General features: G+C 64.7%; 18 protein-coding genes. 8 read left to right on the top strand and 10 right to left on the bottom strand.

The genetic code is table 11. The features are described from left to right. The first annotated feature begins 101 nt into the window (after positions 1-101). Complete coding sequence (pdxY, locus tag V0R62_RS07610) at positions 102-974, top strand: pyridoxal kinase PdxY (RefSeq protein WP_330103313.1); 873 nt, start codon at positions 102-104, stop codon at positions 972-974. On the opposite strand, the gene V0R62_RS07605 is transcribed toward pdxY, so the two are convergent. Continuing rightward, complete coding sequence (locus V0R62_RS07605) at positions 971-1,456, bottom strand: acyl-CoA thioesterase (RefSeq protein ID WP_023629682.1); 486 nt, start codon at positions 1,454-1,456, stop codon at positions 971-973. The two genes, pdxY and V0R62_RS07605, sit on opposite strands and share 4 nt — an antisense overlap. Before the next feature lie 326 nt (positions 1,457-1,782). On the opposite strand from V0R62_RS07605, the gene V0R62_RS07600 reads away from it, so the two are divergent. Next, entirely contained in the window at positions 1,783-3,543 is a 1,761-nt protein-coding gene (locus V0R62_RS07600) for a cation:proton antiporter (protein WP_186712263.1), read from the top strand. 143 nt (positions 3,544-3,686) lie between these two features. On the opposite strand, the gene V0R62_RS07595 is transcribed toward V0R62_RS07600, so the two are convergent. From V0R62_RS07595 to uvrD, 3 genes are all read right to left on the bottom strand, one after another. Then, entirely contained in the window at positions 3,687-4,094 is a 408-nt protein-coding gene (locus V0R62_RS07595; RefSeq protein ID WP_028689999.1) for an SMI1/KNR4 family protein, read from the bottom strand. Between the two features lie 113 nt (positions 4,095-4,207). Further along, the gene (locus V0R62_RS07590) at positions 4,208-5,056 is read right to left on the bottom strand and encodes a Tim44 domain-containing protein (protein WP_062360080.1); all 849 of its coding nucleotides are present in this window, start codon (positions 5,054-5,056) and stop codon (positions 4,208-4,210) included. A 325-nt stretch (positions 5,057-5,381) separates the two neighbouring features. After that, positions 5,382-7,565: a DNA helicase II gene (uvrD, locus tag V0R62_RS07585; protein ID WP_050707575.1), complete on the bottom strand. Its 2,184-nt coding sequence runs from the start codon at positions 7,563-7,565 to the stop codon at positions 5,382-5,384. 239 nt (positions 7,566-7,804) lie between these two features. Between uvrD and V0R62_RS07580 the strand changes: the two genes are divergently transcribed. After that, positions 7,805-10,681 (top strand): putative bifunctional diguanylate cyclase/phosphodiesterase, encoded by a 2,877-nt coding sequence (locus tag V0R62_RS07580; RefSeq protein WP_330103312.1) that lies wholly within the window; start codon positions 7,805-7,807, stop codon positions 10,679-10,681. Positions 10,682-10,752: 71 nt separating this feature from the next. On the opposite strand, the gene zwf is transcribed toward V0R62_RS07580, so the two are convergent. Further along, the gene (zwf, locus tag V0R62_RS07575; RefSeq protein ID WP_330103311.1) at positions 10,753-12,195 is read right to left on the bottom strand and encodes a glucose-6-phosphate dehydrogenase; all 1,443 of its coding nucleotides are present in this window, start codon (positions 12,193-12,195) and stop codon (positions 10,753-10,755) included. Between the two features lie 103 nt (positions 12,196-12,298). Between zwf and hexR the strand changes: the two genes are divergently transcribed. Together hexR and V0R62_RS07565 are read left to right on the top strand one after the other, a co-directional pair. Beyond that, on the top strand, positions 12,299-13,165 hold the full coding sequence (gene hexR, locus V0R62_RS07570; RefSeq protein WP_023630201.1) for a transcriptional regulator HexR: 867 nt from the start codon (positions 12,299-12,301) through the stop codon (positions 13,163-13,165). A gap of 99 nt (positions 13,166-13,264) precedes the next feature. Continuing rightward, the gene (locus V0R62_RS07565; protein WP_330103310.1) at positions 13,265-13,483 is read left to right on the top strand and encodes a PA3496 family putative envelope integrity protein; all 219 of its coding nucleotides are present in this window, start codon (positions 13,265-13,267) and stop codon (positions 13,481-13,483) included. Here the strand turns inward: V0R62_RS07565 and V0R62_RS07560 are convergent. Further along, positions 13,425-14,372 (bottom strand): LysR family transcriptional regulator, encoded by a 948-nt coding sequence (locus tag V0R62_RS07560; protein ID WP_330103361.1) that lies wholly within the window; start codon positions 14,370-14,372, stop codon positions 13,425-13,427. The two genes, V0R62_RS07565 and V0R62_RS07560, sit on opposite strands and share 59 nt — an antisense overlap. A 204-nt stretch (positions 14,373-14,576) precedes the next feature. On the opposite strand from V0R62_RS07560, the gene V0R62_RS07555 reads away from it, so the two are divergent. Continuing rightward, complete coding sequence (locus tag V0R62_RS07555; RefSeq protein WP_050707570.1) at positions 14,577-15,992, top strand: acetyl-CoA carboxylase biotin carboxylase subunit; 1,416 nt, start codon at positions 14,577-14,579, stop codon at positions 15,990-15,992. Positions 15,993-16,003: 11 nt separating this feature from the next. Next, positions 16,004-17,812 (top strand): sodium-extruding oxaloacetate decarboxylase subunit alpha, encoded by a 1,809-nt coding sequence (gene oadA, locus V0R62_RS07550; RefSeq protein ID WP_186712269.1) that lies wholly within the window; start codon positions 16,004-16,006, stop codon positions 17,810-17,812. 166 nt (positions 17,813-17,978) lie between these two features. Here oadA and V0R62_RS07545 read toward each other — a convergent pair whose 3' ends face one another. From V0R62_RS07545 to V0R62_RS07535, 3 genes are read right to left on the bottom strand one after another with little or no spacing between them, the layout of a single operon-like run. Further along, positions 17,979-18,650: a GNAT family N-acetyltransferase gene (locus tag V0R62_RS07545; RefSeq protein WP_330103309.1), complete on the bottom strand. Its 672-nt coding sequence runs from the start codon at positions 18,648-18,650 to the stop codon at positions 17,979-17,981. Positions 18,651-18,657: 7 nt separating this feature from the next. Further along, the gene (locus V0R62_RS07540; RefSeq protein ID WP_330103308.1) at positions 18,658-19,104 is read right to left on the bottom strand and encodes a GNAT family N-acetyltransferase; all 447 of its coding nucleotides are present in this window, start codon (positions 19,102-19,104) and stop codon (positions 18,658-18,660) included. 11 nt (positions 19,105-19,115) lie between these two features. Then, positions 19,116-19,745 carry an FMN-binding negative transcriptional regulator gene (locus tag V0R62_RS07535; protein ID WP_330103307.1) on the bottom strand — a complete coding sequence of 210 codons (630 nt, stop codon included), beginning with the start codon at positions 19,743-19,745 and terminating at the stop codon, positions 19,116-19,118. Between the two features lie 90 nt (positions 19,746-19,835). On the opposite strand from V0R62_RS07535, the gene pdxR reads away from it, so the two are divergent. Beyond that, positions 19,836-21,362, top strand: a complete 1,527-nt coding sequence (gene pdxR / locus V0R62_RS07530; RefSeq protein ID WP_330103306.1) for a MocR-like pyridoxine biosynthesis transcription factor PdxR — start codon at positions 19,836-19,838, stop codon at positions 21,360-21,362. Positions 21,363-21,449: 87 nt separating this feature from the next. On the opposite strand, the gene V0R62_RS07525 is transcribed toward pdxR, so the two are convergent. Beyond that, positions 21,450-22,553, bottom strand: a complete 1,104-nt coding sequence (locus tag V0R62_RS07525; protein ID WP_330103305.1) for an extracellular solute-binding protein — start codon at positions 22,551-22,553, stop codon at positions 21,450-21,452.

Below are 22,553 nucleotides of genomic sequence, written 5' to 3'. Positions count from 1 at the left end.
GTCGATCCAGCTTAACTGCGTCTCTGGCCTGTCGTACAGATGGCAATCGGGTTCATACTGCGGGCCGCACACTTATTCACACAGTTTCGGAATCGTCCCGCATGAAACGTACGCCGCACCTGCTCGCCATTCAGTCCCACGTGGTCTTTGGACACGCCGGCAACAGCGCCGCGGTGTTTCCCATGCAGCGGGTCGGGGTCAACGTCTGGCCGCTCAACACCGTACAGTTCTCCAACCATACTCAGTATGGACAGTGGGCCGGGGAAGTGCTTGCCCCAGCGCAAATTCCCGCGTTGGTGGAAGGCATTTCCAATATCGGCGAACTGGGCCACTGCGATGCGGTGTTGTCGGGCTACCTGGGCAGTGCCGAGCAAGGGCGGGCGATCCTGGCCGGCGTCGAGCGGATCAAGGCGGTCAATCCCAAGGCCCTGTACCTGTGCGACCCGGTGATGGGGCATGCCGAGAAGGGCTGCATCGTACCGGCGCAGGTCAGCGAGTTCCTGCTCGAGGAGGCGGTCGCCAAGGCCGATATCCTGTGTCCGAACCAGCTCGAGCTGGACAGTTTCTGTGGCCGTCGCGCGCAGTCGCTGGAAGATTGCGTGGGCATGGCGCGCGGGTTGCTGGAGCGCGGGCCGCAGGTGGTGCTGGTCAAGCATCTGAATTATCCACAGCGGGCGGATGATGCCTTCGAGATGCTGCTGGTGACCCGCGATGCCAGCTGGCACCTGCGCCGGCCCTTGCTGGCCTTCCCACGCCAGCCGGTAGGCGTGGGCGACCTGACCTCCGGGCTGTTCCTCGCCCGCGTGCTGCTGGGCGACGACTGGCTACAGGCTTTCGAATTCACCGCCGCCGCCGTGCATGAAGTGCTGCTGGAAACCCAGGCCTGCACCAGCTATGAACTGCAGCTGGTGCGGGCCCAGGATCGCATCGCCCACCCGCGGGTGCGCTTCGAGGCCCAGCGTTTGCTCTACTAGATCGAATCAGTCTTGAGGTTCTGGTAGCGCTGCTCCAGCTCCTGGCGGATCTGGCGGCGCTGCTGGCCCTGCAGGAAGCGGCGTTTCTCCTCGCTGCTCTGCGGCTGGCGCGGTGGCACCTTCACCGGGCGACGGTCGTCGTCCACCGCGACCATGGTGAAGAAGCAGCTGTTGGAGTGGCGCACTGAGCGCTCGCGGATGTTCTCGGTGACCACCTTGATGCCCACCTCCATCGAGGTGTTGCCGGTGTAGTTGACTGAGGCCAGGAAGGTCACCAGCTCGCCGACATGCACCGGTTCGCGGAAGATCACCTGGTCCACCGACAGGGTCACCACATAGGTGCCGGCATAGCGGCTGGCGCAGGCATAGGCGACTTCGTCGAGGTACTTGAGCAGGGTGCCGCCGTGTACGTTGCCAGAGAAGTTGGCCATGTCCGGTGTCATCAGGACGGTCATGGTCAGCTGGGCGTTTCCAGGTTCCATAGAGAGCTCACGGTGAATTTGCACGGATTCGGGGCGGGTATCTGCAGACACTTCTGTTTCCCCTCGTTGAGGTTTCCCATCCTGGTACGGGACGTCGGATGACGCTCCATCGTCACGCCAATCTTGCCATCGCCGGTGTCGAATCGGCCGATCTGTTTCTGCATATTGCATCGGCAACTTGTGGCAAGGCGCGATGTTAACCTGACGGCGCCCATGCAACGTGGGCTTTTGCGTCTATCACAAGAGTATGTGCCAGCTCCGCGCCGAAGGATCGTCCGGCAGAGGAGCGGTTCGCCCTGAGCACCGAAAACAAGGAGTATCACGCCATGCATGCCATCAGCTTCATCCAGGACCTGGCGGTGATCATGCTGGTTGCCGGGGTGGTCACCATCCTCTTTCATCGCCTCAAGCAGCCGGTGGTGCTGGGCTACATCGTCGCCGGCTTCATCATCGGCCCACACACGCCGCCGTTCGGCCTGATCCACGACGAAGACACCATCAAGACCCTGGCCGAACTTGGGGTGATCTTCCTGATGTTCTGCCTGGGCCTGGAATTCAGCCTGCGCAAGCTGTTCAAGGTCGGCGCCACGGCCTTCATTGCGGCGTTCCTGGAAATCGTCCTGATGATCTGGATCGGGTTCGAGATCGGTCGCTGGTTCGGCTGGAACACCATGGATTCGCTGTTCCTCGGAGCGATCCTGGCGATCTCCTCGACCACCATCATCGTCAAGGCGCTCAACGACCTGAAGATGAAAAACGAGCGTTTCGCCCAGCTGATCTTCGGTGTGCTGATCGTCGAGGACATCCTCGGCATCGGCATCATCGCGCTGCTGTCGGGGATCGCCGTCAGCGGCTCGGTGAGTTCCGGCGAGGTGTTTTCCACCGTGGGCAAGCTGTCGCTGTTCATGATCGTCGCGCTGGTCATCGGCATCCTGCTGGTGCCGCGGCTGCTGGCCTACGTGGCGAAATTCGAAAGCAACGAGATGCTGCTGATCACCGTGCTGGGCCTGTGTTTCGGCTTCTGCCTGCTGGTGGTCAAGCTCGAATACAGCATGGTGCTCGGCGCCTTCCTGATCGGCGCGATCATGGCCGAGTCGCGCCAGTTGCTGAAGATCGAACGGCTGATCGAGCCGGTTCGCGACCTGTTCAGCGCCATCTTCTTCGTCGCCATCGGCCTGATGATCGACCCGTCGATCCTGGTCGAGTACGCCTGGCCGATCGTGGTCATCACCCTGGCGGTGGTGCTGGGCAAGATGCTCTCCTGCGGCATGGGCGCGTTTATCGCCGGCAACGACGGGCGCACCTCGTTGCGCGTGGGGATGGGGCTTTCGCAGATCGGCGAGTTCTCCTTCATCATCGCCGCCCTGGGGGTGACCTTGCAGGTCACCAGCGACTTTCTCTATCCGGTCGCAGTGGCGGTGTCGGCCATCACCACCTTGCTGACGCCGTACCTGATCCGGGCTGCTGACCCACTGTCGATCAGGCTGGGCAAGGTGGTGCCGAGCCGCGTGGCACGGGTGCTGTCGCTGTACGGCGAGTGGTTGCGCAGTATCCAGCCGCAGGGCGAGGGGGCCATGCTGGCGGCGATGATCCGGCGCATTCTGCTGCAGGTCGGGGTCAACCTGGCGCTGGTGATCGCGATCTTCTTCAGTGGCGGTTATTTCGCCGGGCGCATCGGTAACTGGTTGAGCGAGTGGGTGGCGGATGCCGGCCAGCAGAAGGCGCTGATCTGGGGCGCGGCATTGCTGCTGTCGCTGCCGTTCCTGATCGCGGCGTATCGCAAGCTCAAGGCGCTGTCGATGTTGCTGGCGGAGATGGGCGTCAAACCCGAGATGGCCGGGCGGCATACCCAGCGGGTACGGCGGGTGATCGCCGAGGTGATTCCGCTGTTGTCACTGCTGGTGATCTTCCTGCTGCTGTCGGCCTTGTCGGCAAGCATTCTGCCGACCAGCGAACTGCTGCTGGTCATCGTCGTGGTGGCGGCGGTGGTGGTGGCGCTGCTATGGCGCTGGCTGATCCGGGTGCATACACGGATGCAGGTGGCGTTGTTGGAGACGCTTGAGAACAACCGCGATCATTCGCACTGAGCGGGCGGTTAACGCTTTCTGCGCAAGATTTCACCGTCGTCCGAGGGGATGGAGCGGTAGCAGTGTCGCCAGGCGCAGAAAGCCTGGCGATTCTACGAGTGATTGGTAGCTATAAGCCATCACTTTATGCGGGTATTTCTCATTCAGCTTTCCAGCCAGACATCCCGCGCCCAGTGCCAGACTGATTCCCAGCTTTCCTCTGTGACGATTTCTTCCTCGCCGGACCACAGCACCACGGTGCCGTCCTCTTCGACGCAGTAGTAGTCGTCACCGTCCTGGCAGATGGGAATGAGATCGCGGGGCACACCGGCGTCCCAGGCGTTGGCCGCCACTTCCGGCAGGTAGGTGTGGGATTGCGGATCGGTCACGGTCACCGGCTCGAGGCTGCCGTACACCACGTCACTGACGGTCAGCAGGTATTCCTTGAACACGAACGGGATATTGATGAACAGCTCTTCCTCGATCTCGACCAGCTGATCCTCGTCCGGCAGTTCCAGCGGCACCGGTACCGGCTCGTTGGCTTCACGGAGTTGTTCGATCACTTCTTCCACGGTTCACATCCTCTGACCTTATGACAACGCTGCGCGTTATACCCTAGTAGGCCGCTCTGGCAAAAGCAAAAACCCCGGGACAGGCCCGGGGTTTTTTCTGCAACGTGCGACGGTTAACCGTTTTGGCGGATACCGGCCAGCAGCCAAGGCTGGTTTTCGCCATGGGCGCGAACCATGTGCCAGCTTTCGCTGAAGGCTTCGCCCTGGTCGAAGCGCGAGGTCTTCGACACGCCACGGAAGGTCAGGGTGGCGTCGGTCTGGTCGGCACGCTCGTCGACGCCGTCCAGTTGCACATCGAGGTCGTCGATGTAGGTGGACTGGAAGCCTTCACCCTGCTCGGCGCGCTCGCGCTTGAGGAACTCGAGCATCTGCGGGGTGACGAACTCGGCGATCTTGTCCATCTCGTTGGCGTCCCAGTGCTGCTGCAGCGACTGGAAGTGCGAACGGGCGGCGGACAGGAAGCTGGCTTCGTTGAACCAGGCCGGGGCGTTGATCACAGGCGAGGCGACCGGCGCGGCGGAGCCGCCGAAGATCGACTGCGGGGCGGCCTGCGGCTGGGCTTCGCGCTGGTACGGGGCGTGGCCGGCGGCAGCGTGTTGCGGCTGCTGCTGGCGACGGCGCGCGGCGATGAAGCGGAAGACCAGGAAGGCGATCAGGCCCATGATCAGGAAATCGAGGATCTGCATGCCATCGAAGCCGTCGCCCATGAACATGGAGGCCAGCAGGCCACCGGCGGCGAGGCCGGCGAGTGGGCCCAGCCAGCGCGAGGCACCGCTGGCGGCGGCGGGTGCGCGGCCAGGAGCGGTCGGGGCGGCGGCAGGCGTGGTCGGGGTGGCCTGGCGGGTCTGGTGGATAGGCGCGGAGCCCGAGCTCTTGCCACCACCGAAGCGCTTGGCGTTGGCGTCGAGGCTCAGCGTCAGGCCGACGCAGAGCGCCAGAGCGATGCTAAGAAAACGTTGCATAAGATGGGGATTCCCGTTTGTGTGGATTGCACGCGCGTCATGGTGCACATGAACTGGCAGACATAGCCAGCGACAAGATGTTTCGAGCTTTTGCTTGATCGTACGGATGGTAGGGGTCGTGTGGGAGCAACTGTCTTGTTGAGATTTCTTAACTGGCGTGATCTCTGTAGGAGCGGCCTTGCGTCGCGAAAGGGCCGCAAAGCGGCCCCGGCGATCTTTGCAACAACGCTGAAATCCCGGGGCTGCTGCGCAGCCCTTTCCGACCGGTCCGACGCCTCGGCAAGGCCGCTCCTACAGGTTGGCGTGGTACCTGTGGGGGCGGCAGTCAGATAGCTTCCAGCTTGGCGTAGCCCAGCATCAGCCACTTGCTGCCCTCGGAGAAGTTCACCTGCACCCGTGCCTGGGCGCCGGAGCCCTCGAAGTTGAGGATCACGCCTTCGCCGAACACCGCATGCTGCACCCGCTGGCCGAGGCTGAAGGCGGTCTGCGGGATGCTGGCGTTGGCGAACAGGCTACTGGCCGGCGTCTTCGCGCCGCCGAACGGACGGCTGACGGTGTTCGACAGGCGCACTTCCTGCACCAGCCCGGCGGGGATCTCCCGGACGAAGCGCGACACCTTGTTATAGGTCTCGCTGCCATACAGCCGGCGGGTCTCGGCGTAGGTCATGACCAGCTGGCGCATGGCCCGGGTGATGCCCACGTAGGCCAGGCGGCGCTCCTCTTCGAGGCGGCCGGGCTCTTCCAGGCTCATCTTGTGCGGGAACAGGCCTTCCTCCATGCCCACCAGGAACACGTACGGGAACTCCAGGCCCTTGGCGCTGTGCAGGGTCATCAGCTGGATGCTGTCCTCGTGCTCGTCGGCCTGGGTGTCGCCGGCCTCCAGCGAGGCGTGGCCGAGGAACGCCGACAGCGGCGAGAGGTCGGCGTCTTCGTCACTGGTCTCGAAGTTGCGCGCCGCGCTGACCAGTTCCTCAAGGTTTTCCACCCGGGCCTGGCCTTTCTCGCCTTTTTCTTCCTGGTGGTAGACGATCAGCCCGGACTGCTCGATGACCGTCTGGGTCATCAGGTGCAGCGGCATGTCCAGCACCTTGGCGGCGAGGTTCTCGAGCAGCTCGATGAACGCGCCCAGGGCGCTGGCGGCGCGGCCCTTGAGGGCCTTGGCGGCGAGCAGCTGGCACATGGCTTCCCACATCGACAGCTGGCTGTGGCGGGCGTGGTCGCGGATGGCCTCGACGGTCTTTTCGCCGATGCCCCGTGGCGGCACGTTGATCACCCGCTCCAGCGCCGCGTCATTGCCGCGGCCTTCGAGCAGGCGCAGGTAGGCCATGGCGTTCTTGATCTCGGCGCGCTCGAAGAAGCGCTGGCCGCCATAGATGCGGTAGGGGATGCGTTCGCGCAGCAGGGCCTCTTCCAGCACCCGCGACTGGGCGTTGGAGCGATAGAGGATGGCGATCTCGCTGCGTGCGTTGCCCTGCTTGACCAGGCTTTCGATGGTCTCGACTACATAGCGCGCTTCGTCGTGCTCGTTGTACGCGGCATAGAGCGTGAGCGGTTCGCCCTCGCCCATGTCGGTCCACAGCTCCTTGCCCAGGCGCCCGCTGTTGTTGGCGATCAGGGCGTTGGCAGCCTTGAGGATGCCGCCGGTGGAGCGGTAGTTCTGCTCCAGGCGGATCAGCTCGGCGTCCGGGAAGTCGGCGGTGTACTGGTGGATGTTCTCGATCTTGGCGCCGCGCCAGCCGTAGATCGACTGGTCGTCGTCGCCCACCGCCATCAGGCTGTCGCCCCCGGAGGCCAGCAGGCGCAACCAGGCGTACTGCACGGCGTTGGTGTCCTGGAACTCGTCCACCAGCAGGTGGCGGAAGCGGCGCTGGTAGTGCCTGAGCAGGTCCGGGTGGTCGCGCCACAGGTCGAGGGCGCGCAGCAGCAGCTCGGAGAAGTCGATGACCCCGGCGCGGTCGCAGGCCTGCTCGTAGGCCACATAGATGTCGCGCATGGTGGCCAGGAACAGGTCGCCGCTGGCTTGGATATGCCGTGGGCGCAGGCCTTCGTCCTTCTGCCCGTTGATGAACCACTGGACCTGGCGCGCCGGCCACTTCTGCTCGTCCAGGCCCATCTCGCGGATCACCCGCTTGATCAGGCGCTGCTGGTCGTCGCTGTCGAGGATCTGGAAGTTCTGCGCCAGCCCCGCCTCCTGCCAGTGCGCCCGCAGCAGGCGGTGGGCCAGGCCGTGGAAGGTGCCGACCCACATGCCGGCCGGGTTGATGCCCAGCAGTTGCTCGATCCGCTGGCGCATTTCCGCCGCGGCCTTGTTGGTGAAGGTCACCGACAGGATCGAGTGCGGCGAGGCCTGTTCGACCTGGATCAACCAGGCGATGCGGTGCACCAGCACGCGGGTCTTGCCCGAGCCGGCGCCGGCCAGCACCAGTTGGCGCCCCACCGAGGCCGCCACGGCCTGGCGTTGAGCGTCGTTGAGGGAGTTCAGCAGGAGGGAGAGGTCGTCATTATGCATCCGGGCATTCTATGGCCGCGCGAAGGCAGGGGCAAACGCCCCGGGCGCAAATCGCCGGGCGGGCGCTCGACCGTTCATCGGTGGCCTCGCCTGGCACCCGTGGTTGAGCGGTCAGACCTGGACGCAGCAGACATTTTCGAAATCATGACGCAGAGCAGTTTGGTCCGACGCGGTGCTTGTGTATGCTCCCTGCACATTTGCGGTCAGCCATAACAAGAACACAAAAGAAACCAGCCAATATGACCCAGGATTGCGGGGCGATCGGAGCATCGCCGGAGACGACAAGGAGCGTTCGCAGGCAATTCGCCACCCAGCTGTCGATCGAGCGTACTCGCCTGCTGTACCAGGGCTCGTTGTTGCCCACCTTGTTCATGCTGCTCAACGGCCTGCTCTGCGCCTGGCTGCTGTGGAGCCCTGCGCGCTATCTGCTGGTCGGGGTGTGGATGGCCTGGTTGCTGGCGCTGGTAGCGCTGCGGGTGATCCAGGTGGCGGCCTTCGACGCGGCGACGCCGGCGCGCCAGGCCAAGCCGACCTGGCGGCGCATGTTCCTGTTCGGCTCGGCCTTCAGCGGCCTGACCTTGGCCAGCGCGGTGATTGCCCTGGCGCCGGCGGACAACTTCGTGCAGCAGGCCTGGGTCTTCGGCCTGCTCGGCGCGGCGGCGTTGTCGGCCAGTGTCGCCTACGCGGTCAGCCTGCCGGCGTTTCTCAGCTTCGCCCTGCCGTGCCTGCTGCCGCCGATCGCGTTTCTCTTCGTCTATGATGCCGGGCACCAGCGCGGCTGGGGTTGGCTGGGGCTGATCCTGCTGGTGGCGCTGATGGTGGTGGCCTGGCAGGTCAATCGCCTGATCGAGCGCGGCCTGCTGCGCCGCTTCCAGAACCAGGCGCTGATCGAGCACCTGCAGAACGCCCAGCGCCATGGCGAAGGCCTCAACCGCCAGCTCAGCGCAGAGATCGCCCAGCGGCGACGGGCCGAGGACGATCTGCGCAAGGCCCATGCCGGTCTCGAGCAGCGGGTGGCCCAACGCAGTCATGAGCTGGACCTGGCCAACCAGGCCTTGAGCAAGAGCGAGCAGCGCCTGGCCCTGGCCTTGCAGGCCAGCGAACTCGGGCTGTGGGACTGGAACCTGGAAACCGACGAGGTCCATCACACCCAGCTGCATACGTTGTTTGGCCTGGATCCGGAGCAGGTGCGCTCGGTGCGCGCCGACCTCAAGCCGAGGCTGCATCCCGATGACCTGCCCGTGCTGCGGCGCACGCTGGTCGAGCACCTCAAGGGGCGCACCGAGGACTACCGGGTCGAGTACCGGGTACGCCACGCCCAGGGGCACTGGTGCTGGATCGAGGACCGTGGGCGGGCGGTGGAGTCCGATGGCCAGGGCAAGGTCCTGCGCATGCTCGGCACCCGCCGCGACATCACCGCGCAGAAAGAACAGGAAGAGCAGCAGCGCCTGGCCGCGACGGTATTCGAGGCGGCCAGCGAAGGGATCGCCATTCTCGATGCGGACTTCCAGTTGCTGGCGGTGAACCAGGCCTTCTGCGATGTCACCGGCTACGGCCGGGCCGAGCTGATCGCCCGCAACGCCCTGGAGCTGCCCTGCAGCCGCGATGCCCGGCGCCACAGCCAGGCCATCGACCAGGCGTTGGAGCAGCAGGGCCGCTGGCAGGGCGAGCTGGTCGAGGCGCGCAAGAACGGCGAGCTCTACCCGCAGTGGCTGCAACTGAACAGCGTGAATGACCCACGGGGACGGATCGTCAATATCGTCGGCTTCTTCACCGACCTGTCCGCGCGCCGCGAATCCGAGGAGCGCCTGCGCTACCTGGCGCATTACGACGACCTCACCGGGCTGGCCAACCGCGCGCTGTTCCGCCTGCGCCTGCACGAGGCGGCGCAGCGCATGCGCCTGAACGGTCGCAGCCTGGCGCTGCTGCATGTGGACCTGGACCGCTTCAAGTTGCTCAACGAGAGCCTGGGCCATGAACTGGCGGACCAGTTGCTCAAGAAGATGGCCCAGCGCCTGGCCAACGCGGTGCCGGAGGCCGACACCGTGGCGCGCCTGTCCGGCGACGAGTTCGCCGTGCTGTTCGACGGCTACACCAACCTGTCGAGCCTGGTGCGCGTCACCACCCGGCTGCTCGACAAGCTGCGCGTGCCCCAGCGCGTGGGTGGGCACGAGGTGGTGATCAGCGCGTCGGTGGGCATCAGCCTGTTGTCCGACGCCACTCAGGACCTCAATGCCCTGGTCAGTCAGGCCGACATGGCCAAGCAGCACGCCAAGCACTTGGGCGGTGACAGTTTCCAGTTCTACACCGAGAGCCTGCGCGCCAGCACCCTGGAACGCCTGCAGCTGGAGAACCAGCTGCGCAAGGCCATCGACGAGCGCCAGCTGCTGGTCTACTACCAGCCCAAGCTGTGCCTGCGCACCGGCCAGTTGCACGCGGCCGAGGCGCTGGTGCGCTGGCAGCACCCCGAGTGGGGCATGGTGCCGCCCAGTGAGTTCATCGGCCTGGCCGAAGAGACCGGGCTGATCGCGCCCATGGGTGAGTTCGTGCTGCGCCAGGCCTGCTGGCAGGCGTGCGAATGGTTGCGCCAGGGCCTGGAGGTACGCGTTTCGGTCAACCTGTCTGTGTACCAGCTGCGCCAGGGCAAGCTGGTCAGCCTGGTGCGCCAGGTCCTGCAGGAGTCCGGCCTGGCGCCGCACTTGCTGGAACTAGAACTGACCGAAAGCCAGTTGCTGGACAGCGTCGAGCACATCATCACCACCTTCGAGCAGTTGCATGCGCTGGGGGTGAAGCTGGCCATCGACGACTTCGGCACCGGCTATTCGTCGCTGAGCTACCTCAAGCGCTTCCCGGTGGACTACGTGAAGATCGACCAGGCGTTCATCCGTGGTCTGCTAGAAGGGACTCAGGACGCGGCGATCACCCGGGCGATCATTGCCATGGCCAAGAGTTTGCGCTTGAAGGTGGTGGCCGAAGGGGTGGAAACCCGCGAGCAGCTTCAGTTCCTGCGCGAGCATGGCTGTGATGAGGTGCAGGGCTACCTGATCAGCCGGCCGGTGGACGCGACCTCGTTCCGCGCGCTGCTTGATCGCTCGACGGCTGACCTGTTGCGCTGAAGGTCGGCCTAGGCGCCCGGCTTGGAGTTGTCGGGGCTGCTTTGCAGCCCGTTCGCGACACAAGGCCGCTCCTACAGGTGCCAGGCCTGGCCCTGGCGTGCCAGTAGGCTGTTGGCCTGTTCCGGGCCATTGCTGCCGGCGGGGTAGGGGCGTGGCGCCTGGAAGTGTTCCTCCCAGCCTTGCAGGATCGGGTCGATCCAGGCCCAGGCGGCCTCGACCTCGTCGCGGCGCATGAACAGCGTCGAGTCGCCTTCCAGCACATCCAGCAACAGCCGCTCGTAGGCGTCCCAGCGGCGGGTCTGGGCGAAGGCCTGGGCGAGGTTCAGGTCCAGTTCGACCGGTGCCAGGCGCATGCCCTTGCCCGGGCTCTTGGTCATCATGCGCAGGCTGATGTGCTCGTCCGGCTGTAGCTGGATCAGCAACAGGTTGACCTGGCCACCGCTGAACAGCTCGTGGGGCACCGGCTTGAACTGGATGACGATCTGCGACGAGCGCCGCGCCATGCGCTTGCCGGTGCGCAGGTAGAAGGGCACGCCGGCCCAGCGCCAGTTGTCGATGTGCGCCTGCACCGCGACGAAGGTCTCGGTGTCGCTGTCGTTGTCCACGTCTTTCTCGAAGTAATAGGCCGGCACTTCCTGGCCGCCGATCTTGCCGGCGCCGTACTGGCCGCGCACGGTCTTGTCCTGCACGTCCTGGCCGGTGATGGGCTTGAGCGCGCGAAGGATCTTCACCTTTTCGTCGCGCACCGCCTCGGCCTCGAATTGCGCCGGCGGCTCCATGGCCACCAGGCAGAGCAACTGCAGCAGGTGGTTCTGCAGCATGTCGCGGGTGGCGCCGGCACGGTCGTAGTAGGCGCCGCGGTTCTCCACGCCGAGGGTCTCGCAGACGCTGATCTGCACATGGTCGACCTGGCCGTTGCGCCACACCGGTTCCAGCAGGGCATTGGCGAAGCGCAGGGCCATGAGGTTCTGCACGGTTTCCTTGCCCAGGTAGTGGTCGATGCGAAATACCTGCGGTTCGCTGAACACCGCGCCGATGGCCTCGTTGATCGCGGTGGCCGACTCCAGCGAGTGACCGATGGGCTTCTCCAGCACGATGCGCGCCTCGCTGTCGGCCAGGCCGGCGATGCGCAGGTGGTTGGCGATGGGCACGAACAACTTGGGCGCGGTGGCCAGGTAGAAGATGCGCGTGAGCCCGCCGGGCTCGCCCAGGTAACGGGCCAGGCGACCGAAGTCGGCGCTCTGCGCGGCGTCCATGGGGAAGTAGTCCAGGCGGGCGCAGAAGCGCTGCCAGACGTCCTCGTCGAAGTCCTGGCGGGCGATCTGCGCCCGGCAATGGCGTTCGGCGAGCTTGAGGTAGTCGTTGCGCGAAAGGTGGCGCCGGGCCAGGGCGATGATCCGCACGGCATTGTGCAGGCGGGCCTCGCGATACAGGTGGTAGAGCGCCGGGAGCAGTTTGTGCAGGGCTAGGTCGCCCGTGCCGCCGAAGACCAGGATGTCGCAAGGAATCGTCAAACCACCACTCTCCACGTTCGTTTAGCTGGGCGGGTTGGCAAGCATGTAGTATAACTACAAGAAAGCTACATCCCGGCACGCCGATCATAACCGAGTCCAGCCCGTGAATCTGTTGCAACATATCGACCAATCGCGGCACCTGCTGCGCAAATCGGAACTCAAAGTGGCCGACCATGTGCTGCTCGATCCGGCTGCCGTCATGCACAGCTCGATGGCCGACCTGGCGCACAGTGTGGGGATCAGCGAGCCGACCATCGTGCGCTTCTGCCGGGCGATCGGTTGCTCGGGCTTCCAGGACCTCAAGCTCAAGCTGGCGCAGAGCCTGGCCGCCGGCGCCAGTTTCGGCCAGTTCGCCATCCATGAAGACGACTCGGTCGCCGACTACAGCCTGAAGATCTTCGATACCACCCTGCATACGCTGATGGAGGTGCGCGAGCACCTTGATCCGCAGGCGCTGCAGCAGGCGGTGACCGCCATGGCCCAGGCCCAGCGCGTGGAGTTCTACGGCTTTGGCGCTTCCGGCGCGGTCGCGGCCGATGCCCAGCACAAGTTCTTCCGCCTGCTGCTCAGCGCCGCGGCGTATTCCGACCCGCATATGCAGGCGATGTCAGCGGTTACCCTGAAGCCGGGCGATGTGGCGGTGTGCATTTCGCAGTCGGGGCGCTCCAAGGACCTGCTGATCACCGCCAACCTGGTGCGTGAAAGTGGCGCCAACCTGATCACCCTGTGCCCGAGCCAGACGCCACTGGCCGAATTGTCGACGGTCAACCTGGCCATCGACGTGCATGAAGACACTGAAATCTATACCCCGCTGACCTCGCGTATCGCCCACCTGGTGGTGATCGACGTGCTGGCCATGGGCGTGGCCATGGCCCGCGGGCCGAGCCTGGTCAATCACCTCAAGAGCGTGAAGCGCAGCTTGCGCAGCCTGCGTTTATCGCCCAAGTCGATCAAGGCCACCGACGACTGAGCGATACGCAGATTTCATCATTTCGTCACTATTTCACCGCAAAACGGTAAATCCCTGAGGCCAGTCTGAAACTCCCGCATCCTATTTGGGAGACAGGCAATGGCACATGATCACGCAGGTGTGTACCAACCCAACGCCAAGGCTCGCAAGCAGCAGGAAAAGGACCAGCGCCGCATGGAGTTCCGCCGCGCGATCGAAAGCTACTGCGACCAGCGCCAGCTGCTGCGCGAGCTGGCCGACTACCCCGACCTGCAGGACATCACGGTGTGGCAGGTATCGGCGGCAACTTCCCCGAGAAACGCTGCACAATCCCGCTGATCTGCGCACGTTCGCTGCGGATGAACGCCTGGAACGCCAAGGCAACCGGCGACTGGCGCTTGCTTTTGGACTGCACCAGGCACCAGCTGCGGTATAGCGGCAGCTCTTCCACCGGCAGTTCCCTGAGCACGCCGGTGGCCAGCTCCAGGTTGACCGCGTGGCGGGTCAGCAGGGCGATGCCCAGGCCGGCCACCACGCATTCTCGCTGTGCGTCCGTGGAGGCCACCTCGAGTGTCTGGGTGAAGTGCACGCGCTTGTCCTTGAAGAACTCCTCGCAGGCCCTGCGCGTGCCCGACCCTTGTTCGCGGACCAGCAGGGCATGAGGCTCGAGATCCTGCAGGCGCAGTTGTTCGAGCTTGCACAGCGGATGGTCCGGCGGCGCCACGGCGACGATCGGGTTGTTGAGGAAGGGCAGGAACTCCAGGCCCATATCCTGGGGCACCATGGACATGATGGTCAGGTCGTCGCGGTTGTCCGACAGACGCCGGATCGCCTGGGCCCGGTTGACCACCGTGAGGGTGAGGTTGACCTCCGGGTGGCGCTGCTTGAAGGCGGCGAACAGGTGCGGCACGAAGTACTTGGCGCTGGATTCGATCGCCAGTTTCAGCTGACCCTGCAATGAGCCCTGCAGGTCCGACAACTGCATGTCGAGGTTCTCCAGGCGCCCGAAGATATCGCGGCTGGCGCGTTGCAGCGCCTCGGCCGCCTCGGTCAGGTAGAGCTTCTTGCCGACGTACTCGAACAGCGGCTGGCCGACCAGCTCCTCGAGCTGGCGGATCTGTAGACTAACGGCGGGTTGCGTCAGTGCCATCTCCTCGGCCGCCCGGCTGTAGGAGCGCAGATCACACACCTCGTTGAACACCTGAAGCTGACGCAAAGTCATACGCATCAAGGACTTACGCATTTTTTCCGGGGCTCCGGCAAAACCTTGTTACCTCACTATAAGCTTTTGCTAATACTGCCCCTAACAAATATTGATTTTTGTTTATCGACCTTCAGCGCTAGGGTGAATATGCGACTGGCCAGCGACGTCTGGTCACGCGCCGACCGGTAAAACCGGATCGTCTGTTCCTACGGCTTTGGGAAGACTCCAGTGATAACAAAAATCCTGATCGCCAACCGGGGTGAGATCGCAGTTCGGATCGTGCGTGCCTGCGCCGAGATGGGCATTCGCTCCGTCGCGATCTATGCCGACGCCGACCGTCACGCCCTGCACGTCAAGCGCGCCGACGAGGCCTACAGCATCGGTGCCGAGCCCCTGGCCGGCTACCTGAACCCGCGCAAGCTGGTGAACCTTGCTGTCGAGACCGGCTGCGATGCCCTGCATCCAGGCTACGGTTTCCTGTCGGAAAACGCCGAGCTTGCGGAGATCTGCGCCGAACGCGGGATCAAGTTCATCGGCCCGGCCGCCGATGTCATCCGCCGCATGGGCGACAAGACCGAGGCACGCCGCACCATGATCGCGGCCGGTGTCCCGGTTACCCCCGGCACCGAAGGCAACGTCGCCGATATCCATGAAGCCCTGCGTGAAGGCGACCGCATCGGTTACCCGGTGATGCTCAAGGCCACCTCCGGTGGTGGCGGGCGTGGCATCCGCCGCTGCAACAGCCGTGAAGAGCTGGAGCAGAACTTCCCCCGTGTCATCTCCGAGGCCACCAAGGCCTTCGGCTCGGCGGAAGTGTTCCTGGAAAAATGCATCGTCAACCCCAAGCACATCGAGGCGCAGATCCTCGGTGACAGCTTCGGCAACGTGGTGCACCTGTTCGAGCGCGACTGCTCGATCCAGCGCCGCAACCAGAAGCTGATCGAGATTGCCCCGAGCCCGCAGCTGACTCCCGAGCAGCGCGCCTACATCGGCGACCTGGCGGTGCGCGCGGCCAAGGCGGTGGATTACGAGAACGCCGGTACCGTGGAGTTCCTGCTCGCCGATGGCGAGGTGTACTTCATGGAGATGAACACCCGGGTGCAGGTGGAGCACACCATCACCGAGGAAATCACCGGCATCGACATCGTCCGCGAGCAGATTCGCATCGCTTCCGGCCTGCCGCTGTCGATCAAGCAGGAAGACATCCAGCACCGTGGCTTCGCGTTGCAGTTCCGCATCAACGCCGAAGATCCGAAGAACAACTTCCTGCCCAGCTTCGGCAAGATCACCCGCTACTACGCCCCCGGCGGCCCCGGCGTGCGCACCGACACGGCGATCTACACCGGCTACACCATCCCGCCGTTCTACGACTCCATGTGCCTGAAACTGGTGGTCTGGGCGCTGACCTGGGAAGAAGCCATGGACCGTGGCCTGCGGGCCCTGGACGACATGCGTGTGCAGGGGGTGAAGACCACCGCCGCGTACTACCAGGAAATCCTGCGCAATCCGGAATTCCGCAGCGGCCAGTTCAACACCAGCTTCGTCGAAAGCCACCCTGAACTGACCAACTACTCGATCAAGCGCAAACCCGAAGAGCTGGCCCTGGCCATCGCCGCCGCCATCGCCGCGCACGCAGGCCTGTGAGGAACCGAACAATGTCCAAGAAAATCTTTGTCACCGACACGATCCTGCGCGACGCCCACCAGTCCCTGCTGGCCACCCGCATGCGCACCGAAGACATGCTGCCGATCTGCGACAAGCTCGACAAGGTCGGCTACTGGTCGCTGGAAGTCTGGGGCGGGGCCACCTTCGACGCCTGCGTGCGCTTCCTCAAGGAAGACCCGTGGGAGCGCCTGCGCAAGCTGCGCGCCGCATTGCCCAACACCCGCCTGCAGATGCTCCTGCGCGGGCAGAACCTGCTGGGCTACCGCCACTACAGCGACGACGTGGTCAAGGCCTTCGTCGCCAAGGCGGCGGTCAACGGCATTGATGTGTTCCGCATCTTCGACGCCATGAACGACGTGCGTAACCTGCGTGTGGCCATCGAGGCAGTGAAGGCCGCCGGCAAGCATGCCCAGGGCACCATCGCCTACACCACCAGCCCCGTGCACACCATCGACGCCTTTGTACAGCAGGCCAAGCAGATGGAAGCCATGGGCTGCGACTCGGTGGCGATCAAGGACATGGCCGGCCTGCTGACCCCGTTCGCCACCGGCGAACTGGTCAAGGCGCTGAAGGCCGAGCAGTCGCTGCCAGTGTTCATCCACTCTCACGATACCGCAGGCCTGGCTGCGATGTGCCAGCTCAAGGCGGTGGAAAACGGCGCCGACCATATCGATACCGCGATCTCCAGTTTCGCCTGGGGCACCAGCCACCCGGGTACCGAGTCGATGGTCGCCGCGCTCAAGGGCAGCGAGTTCGACACCGGCCTGGACCTGGAGCTGCTGCAGGAAATCGGCCTGTACTTCTACGCCGTGCGCAAGAAGTACCACCAGTTCGAGAGCGAGTTCACCGCCGTGGACACCCGCGTGCAGGTCAACCAGGTACCGGGCGGGATGATTTCCAACCTGGCCAACCAGCTCAAGGAGCAGGGTGCGCTCAACCGCATGAACGAAGTGCTGGCAGAGATCCCGCGCGTTCGTGAAGACCTCGGCTTCCCGCCGCTGGTGACCCCGACCTCGCAGATCGTCGGTACCCAGGCGTTCTTCAACGTGCTGGCCGGCGAGCGCTACAAGACCATCACCAACGAGGTGAAGCTGTACCTGCAGGGCGGTTACGGCAAGGCCCCGGGCGTGGTCAACGAGCAGCTGCGCCGCCAGGCGATCGGTAGCGAGGAAGTGATCGACGTGCGCCCGGCCGACCTGCTCAAGCCGGAGATGGCCAAGCTGCGTGCCGATATCGGCAGCCTGGCGCAATCCGAGGAAGACGTGCTGACCTTCGCCATGTTCCCCGACATCGGCCGCAAGTTCCTCGAGGAACGCGAAGCCGGCACCCTCAAGCCCGAAGCCCTGCTGCCGATTCCGGAAGCCGGCGCGGTGGGCTCGGTGGGCGGTGAGGGCGTGCCGACCGAGTTCGTCATCGACGTGCACGGCGAGACCTACCGCGTCGACATCACCGGCGTGGGCGTCAAGGCCGAAGGCAAGCGCCACTTCTACCTGTCCATCGACGGCATGCCGGAGGAAGTGGTGTTCGAGCCGCTCAACGAGTTCGTCGGCGGTGGTGGCAGCAAGCGCAAGCAGGCCAGCGAGCCGGGCCATGTCAGCACCAGCATGCCGGGCAACATCGTCGATGTGCTGGTCAAGGAAGGCGATGTGGTCAAGGCCGGCCAGGCGGTGCTGATCACCGAGGCGATGAAGATGGAGACCGAAGTCCAGGCGGCCATCGCCGGCAAGGTCGTGGCCATCCACGTGGCCAAGGGCGACCGGGTGACACCGGGCGAGATCCTGATCGAGATCGAAGGCTGACAGAAGCCTTCATCTGCAAGCGGTTAACCTCTGGGGAGCGAATGCTCCCCTTTTTTTGTGCTGGGTTTCCCGGCCCCTTCGCGGGTAAACCCGCTCCCACAGAGTCGGCGCCCAACCTGTGGGAGCGGGTTTACCCGTGAAGAGGCCGGTGAGGTTTGAGCAAGACTCAGCCCTGACGGCATGTCTCCAAGGTTCGCACCTGACCTTCAGGTTGCTGGTTATCCACACTCAACCAGCGCTCGAACCCCGCCGCCACCGCCGGCCATTCGCCGTCGGTAATCGAATACCACGCCGTATCCCGGTTGCGGTCCTTGACCACCATGTGCTGACGGAACACCCCTTCGAAGACGAAGCCGAAGCGTTCCGCCGCGCGCTTGGAGCGGGCATTGGCGTCGTTGCATTTCCATTCCAGCCGGCGGTTGCCCAGCTCGAACCCCAGCTTGCCCAGCAGGTACACCGCCTCGGTGCCTTTCGGCGTGCGCTGCATGGCGGCGCCGAAGGCGATGTGGCCGATCTCGAAGCGGCCCTGTTCCGGGACGATCGACATGTAGCTGAGGATGCCTTGAACCTGGCCGCTGGTGCGGTCGATCACGCTGTAGAACAGCGGGTCGCGGCTGGCGGCGTTGCCTTGCAGCCAGTGGTCGAAGCCGGCGCGCTCGGCAAACGGGCCGTAGGGCAGGTAGTCCCACAGCACCGGATCCGAGCCCGGGCCTTGCAGTACTTCCCAGAGGTCGTCGCCATGGCGGGCCGGGTCGAGTTTTTCCAGGCGGATGAAACGGCCTTCGAGGGGCTCGGCCTTGGGTGTGCCGGCGGGCTTCCAGTTCAATGCGTCGTTCATGTTCGTCCTACAATGCTTTGCGGAAGTGGATGAAGCCCGGCCGATCGGCGATCTGTTCGTACAGGCTGATGGCGGTGGCATTGGTTTCGTGGGTCAGCCAGTGCACCCTCGAGCAGTCGGCGGCCTTGGCCGTCGCGTAGACATGCTCGATCAGCTGGCGGCCGATACCCAGGCCGCGTTGCTCGCTGTCCACGTAGAGGTCCTGCAGGTAGCAGGAATTCTGGATGCTCCAGTTGGTGCGATGGTAGATGAAGTTGACCAGGCCCACCGCCTTGCCGTCGACCCAGGCCAGGGTCGAATGGGTGGGTTCGCTGGGGTCGAGCAGGCGCTGCCAGGAGCTGAGGTAGATCTCGTCGGCCAGTTCGGTCTGGTAGAAGCGCAGGTAGGCCTGCCACAGGGAGCGCCAGGCGGCGTGATCGTGGGCGCCGACCGGGCGCAGGGTAACGGGGGTCATGGGCTTTTCCTTCAGAGATCGCGCATGTGCGCGGCGAGTTGGTTGTCCAGGTGGTCATTGCTGGCGCCAAGGCCTTCGCGCACGCCGGCAATGTCCTGCGCCGACCGGTTCTGGCTCAGCTTGCGCGCGCCTTGCAGGCGGCTGATGGGCAGGCGGATGCCGACGATGGCGCGGAGCATGCCGTCGAGGTAGTCGGCTGGGGCGTCGGACACTGTCCAGGGCTCGCTGCGGCCCTGTTCATGGCGGTCGGTTAGGCGGGTGACGATGTCCAGCAACGACTGGGCGTTGTGGATAACTTCCACCGGGCCATAGGCGTGCACGGCCAGGTAGTTCCAGGTCGGCACCACCTTGGGGTTGTCCGCCTTGCTCGGGTAGTAGCTGGGGCTGACGTAGGCATCGGCACCGGGAAACACCAGCAGCGCCTCGCCCCCTTGCTCCAGGTCCTGCCACTGACGGTTGGCCCGGGCCAGGTGGGCGTAGACCGTGCCGAACTCGCCTTCGCCGGTCTCGACCAGTACCGGCAGGTGGGTAGCCAGCAGGCCCTGTTCACCCTGGCTGACCAGCAGCGCCAGGCGGGTTTGCAGCATGTGCCGGTGCAGACGGTCGAGGTCGTGTTCCTGGTGGGGCTTGTTGTTGTACATGCTGGATGTCCTTGTTGAATGGCTCCATGCTAGGCAGGCTATTGGCTCTGGGTAAGAGCCATTCACGGCTGTTTTCATAGGTCCAATGCCATGATCGAACGTTGCCATCCTCTGCCTTTCGACCCTACGGGTATCGTCCTGGATCGCCGCCGCGGGCTGAGCCAGCAGCTCTACCATGCCTTGCGCGCAAGGGTGCTGGATGGGCGCCTGGGCAGCGGTACACGGTTGCCGGCCACCCGCGACCTGGCGGCGATGCTGACGCTGTCGCGCAACAGCGTGGTGAGGGCCTACGACCAGCTGTATGCCGAAGGCTTCATCGAGAGCCGGGTCGGCGATGGCACCTATGTGAGCCAGCTACCGAAACTATCCACACAATTATCAACAGGGTTATCCCTGGGGTTATCAACAGACTTATCCACATTCCGTGCTGAGAATACTGAGGATTTATCCAGCCAGCCGGTCATCAGCGAGCCCCTGCAACGTCTGAAAAATCATCATCTGCCGCTGCCAAGAGGTGGGGCGCCCAAGGCTTTTCGCGTGGGCGTGCCGGCGTTCGACCTGTTCCCGTTCGAGGTGTGGGCCAAGCTGCAAGCGGGTTTCTGGCGAAATCCCGACCCGGCGATGCTGGGCTATGGCGACCCGGCGGGTGAGTGGCAGCTGCGCGAGCTGATTGCCACCTACCTGCGACGCTCACGGGGGCTTTCCTGCGCGGCTGAACAAATTGTGATCACCAGTGGCGCGCAGGAGGCCATCAGCCTTTGTGCACAGCTGCTGTTGCAGCCCGGCGATGGCGTGGCTGTGGAAAACCCAGGGTACCGGGCTGCCGGGCATGCCTTCGCGATGGCCGGGGCGACGCTCAGGGGCGTGCCGGTGGATGCCGAGGGCATGGACTGCGCGAGATTGGCCGAGATGCCCGAGTGCCGGCTGGCCTACGTGACGCCTGCCCACCAGTATCCCACGGGCGTCACCATGAGCCTGGCCCGTCGCCTTTCGCTGCTGGCCTGGGCCGAGCGCCAGGATGGCTGGATCCTCGAGGACGACTACGACGGCGAGTACCGTTACAGCGGTGCGCCGCTGGCACCACTGGCCGCGCTGGATCGCCAAGGGCGCGTGCTGTACGTGGGGACCTTCGGCAAGATCGCCCTTCCGGCCCTGCGCCTGGGATACCTGGTGCTTCCCGGGCGCCTGGTGCAGGCGTTCAGTCGGTGCCGCGCGCTGGCGGTGCGTCATTCGGAGGTCGGCACCCAGTGCGTGATGGCGCAGTTCATGGCCCAAGGGCATTTCCAGCGGCATATCCGCCGCATGCGCCGGGCTGCGCTGGCGCGGCGCAACGTGCTCCAGGCTGGCTGGCCACGGGACGTGCCGGGGCTGGGGGTCATGCCGGTGGTGGCGGCGGGGCTGCATGTGAAGGTGGATGTGGATAACTTGGCGCGAGAACAAGAGCTGGTGGCTCGGGCGGAAGCGGTGGGGGTGGAGGTCAATCCGCTGAGCAGCTACTGGCTGGAGGACAGCGAGGAGCCTGTGGATAAAAGGGCAGGGCTGGTGCTGGGGTTTGCGGCGGTGCCGGAGGCGCAGATCGCGGATGCGCTGATGCGCCTGCGCAAGGCCTGGAGGTAGGCATCGCGGGGCAAGTCGCAGCGGCGAACCGCCGCTCCCACACAGACTTGGATGGTCCTTGTGGGAGCGGGCTGCCCCGCGATGAGGTCAGGTTCCCGACTTGATCTTGGTCCAGGCCCGGGTGCGTGCCCGCTCGGCATCCCGTGGCAACGGCTTCAAGGTATACAGCTTGGCCATCGCCTCCGCCGTCGGGTACAGGTTCGGGTTGTTGCGGATCGTTGGGCTGACCTTGTCGTTCGCATCCTTGTTCGGGTTCGGGTAGCCGACGAAATCGCTGATCGGCGCGATCACCTCAGGCCGCAGCAGGTAGTTGATGAAGGCATGGGCATCCTCCGGGTTGGCCGCATTCTTCGGGATCGCCAGCATGTCGAACCAGATCGGCGCCCCTTCCTTGGGCAGACGCATGTCCACCACCACGCCGTTCTTCGCCTCGCGGGCGCGGTTGGCGGCCTGGGAGAAGCTGCCCGAATAACCCACCGCCACGCAGATGTCGCCATTGGCGATGTCGGCCATGTACTTGGAGGAGTGGAAGTAGGTGACATGCGGGCGGATCTTCAGCAGCAGGTCCTGGGCCTTCTGGTAATCGGCCGGCTTGCCGCTGTTGGGGTCCAGGCCCAGGTACGACAGGGCCAGCGGCAGGATCTCCGACGGCGAATCGAGCAGCGCCACGCCGCACTGCTTGAGCTTGGCGATGTTCTCTGGCTTGAAGATCAGGTCCCAGCTGTCCACCGGGGCGTTGTCGCCGAGCACGGCCTTGACCTTGTCCGGGTTGAAGCCGATCAGCACGGTGCCGTACATGTAGGGCACGGCGAACTTGTTGCCGGGATCGTTGGCCTCGATCAGCTTCATCAGCGCCGGGTCCAGATGTTGCCAGTTGGGCAGCTTGGTGCGATCGAGCGGCTGGAACACGCTGGCCTCGATCTGCTTGGCGAGGAACACGTTGGATGGCACCACCACGTCGTAGCCGGAGTTGCCGGTCAGCAGCTTGGCCTCCAGCGCCTCGTTGGTGTCGAAGATGTCGTAGACCAGCTTCACCCCGCTGTCCTTCTGGAAGTCGGTGAGGGTCTGCGGGGTGATGTAGTCGAACCAGTTGTAGACCCGCAGGGTGCGCTGGTCGGCGTGGGCCTGGAGCGCGCCAGCGAGCAGGCCGGCGGTGATGAGTGGGGCGAGCAGACGCTTGAGTCGGACCAT

The organism is Pseudomonas carassii (assembly GCF_036324045.1).
Lineage (GTDB): Bacteria > Pseudomonadota > Gammaproteobacteria > Pseudomonadales > Pseudomonadaceae > Aquipseudomonas > Aquipseudomonas peradeniyensis.
The sequence above is the reverse complement of the archived record's forward strand: the minus strand, read 5'-3'. Positions and strand labels throughout refer to the sequence as shown.